This is a genomic window from Gordonia sp. (in: high G+C Gram-positive bacteria), assembly GCF_049299075.1.
Classification (GTDB): domain Bacteria; phylum Actinomycetota; class Actinomycetes; order Mycobacteriales; family Mycobacteriaceae; genus Gordonia.
The window spans coordinates 1-1,526 of sequence record NZ_JBAQWU010000022.1 but is presented as its reverse complement, the minus strand read 5'-3'; the positions used below and the strand labels follow the sequence as shown (position 1 = coordinate 1,526).

The window sequence follows — 1,526 nt, the reverse complement described above, 5'->3', positions numbered from 1 at the left end:
GGATGTAGTAAGACTAATCTTACTGTGTCATAAAAATAGCGATTCATGTAAGGGTGAGAGATTCAACCTCGTGGAGAGCGAGCATGGATCTCGGATCGGACGTGACGGGGAGTGAATCGCGGTTCGCTGCGTTTGTCGAGAGATTGGCGGCGGCCTTGGGCCATGCCGACAGGGTCGTACCGATGAAGGCCTACTGCACTGGGCTGATGCTGCCCGGGGACAGAAAGAGCGTCGAGCCGATGGCGGCGCGCGTGGAGCCGGGACGCGTGCAGGCAGCCCACCAGTCGTTGCACCATTTCGTCGCGAAGGCCGACTGGAGCGACGCCGCCGTGATGGAGACGGTGCGTGCTCTCGTGCTTCCGGTGATCACGAGGTCCGAGCCGATCCGTGCCTGGATCATCGACGACACCGGCTTTCCCAAGAAGGGCAGCCATTCGGTCGGCGTAGCCCGGCAGTACTGCGGACAACTCGGCAAGCAGGACAACTGCCAGGTCGCGGTATCGCTGTCGGTCGCCAACGAGCAGGCGAGCCTCCCCGTTGCATGGCGCCTCTATCTTCCGGAAGCCTGGTCCGAGGATCCGCTGCGGCGGGTCAAGGTCGGTGTTCCGGACGACGTCACGTTCAAAACCAAGCCGCAGATCGCCCTCGATCAGATCCGGCAGGCAAAGGAAGCGGGCATTCCCCTGGGCGTGGTGTTGGCCGATGCCGGCTACGGCATCGATACCGCCTTCCGGATCGGCCTGCGGGCAATGGACTTCGACTATGTCGTCGGCGTCCAGTCGTCGACCAGTCTGTGGCCGCCGGGACAGGGGCCATTGCCGCCCAAACCCTGGAGCGGAAAAGGGCGTCCGCCGTCGCTCTATCGCCGCGACCGTGATCACAAGCCGACGTCCGCCAAGGCTCTCGCCGCGACTTTGCCCGATGAAGCTTGGCAGATCGTCTCGTGGCGCGAGGGCACCAACACGACGCTCACCTCGCGGTTCGCCGCGGTGCGAGTTCGGCCGGCTCACCGCGATTATTGGCTCTCAGAACCCTACCCCGAGGAATGGCTGCTGATCGAGCAGCCCGATAGCGAGGCCGAGCCGACGAAATACTGGCTGTCGTCGCTTCCTGGCACGATGCCGATTGCCGACCTGGTGGCGAATGCCAAACTGCGGTGGCGCATCGAGCGGGACTATCAAGACCTGAAGCAGGAACTCGGTCTCGGACATTACGAAGGCCGAGGGTGGCGAGGATTCCACCACCACGCAACCCTCTGCATCGCGGCCTATGCCTTCCTGGTCTCCGAGAGGAGTCTGATTCCCCCCTCGAGACCCGGGAACACGTCGATCCTATCGGCACTTGCCGTACCCGCCGATTACCGACCGCGCGGAACTCCCGCTGCGAACCGAGCGGCACGTGGCTGACTCGATCGCAACCATCCGCACCCGTTTGATCGGGGCCCTGTCACGTCGCCTCGAACGATGTCCATGCTGCCAAAGATCCACTCGACAGTTTATGACACAGTAAGACTAGTCTTACTGTGT

Annotated in this window: 1 protein-coding gene; it reads left to right on the top strand. The window is 62.8% G+C overall.

What is annotated here, in order from left to right; translation table 11 throughout:
- Window positions 1–83: 83 nt before the first annotated feature.
- Window positions 84–1,406 carry an IS701 family transposase gene (locus WAW85_RS00860; RefSeq protein WP_422557779.1) on the top strand — a complete coding sequence of 441 codons (1,323 nt, stop codon included), beginning with the start codon at window positions 84–86 and terminating at the stop codon, window positions 1,404–1,406.
- Window positions 1,407–1,526: the final 120 nt, after the last annotated feature.

What these genes read in the sequence shown, in the direction of transcription:
- WAW85_RS00860 (WP_422557779.1), top strand. Translation starts at nt 84, where the DNA reads ATGGATCTCGGATCGGACGTGACGGGGAGTGAATCGCGGTTCGCTGCG.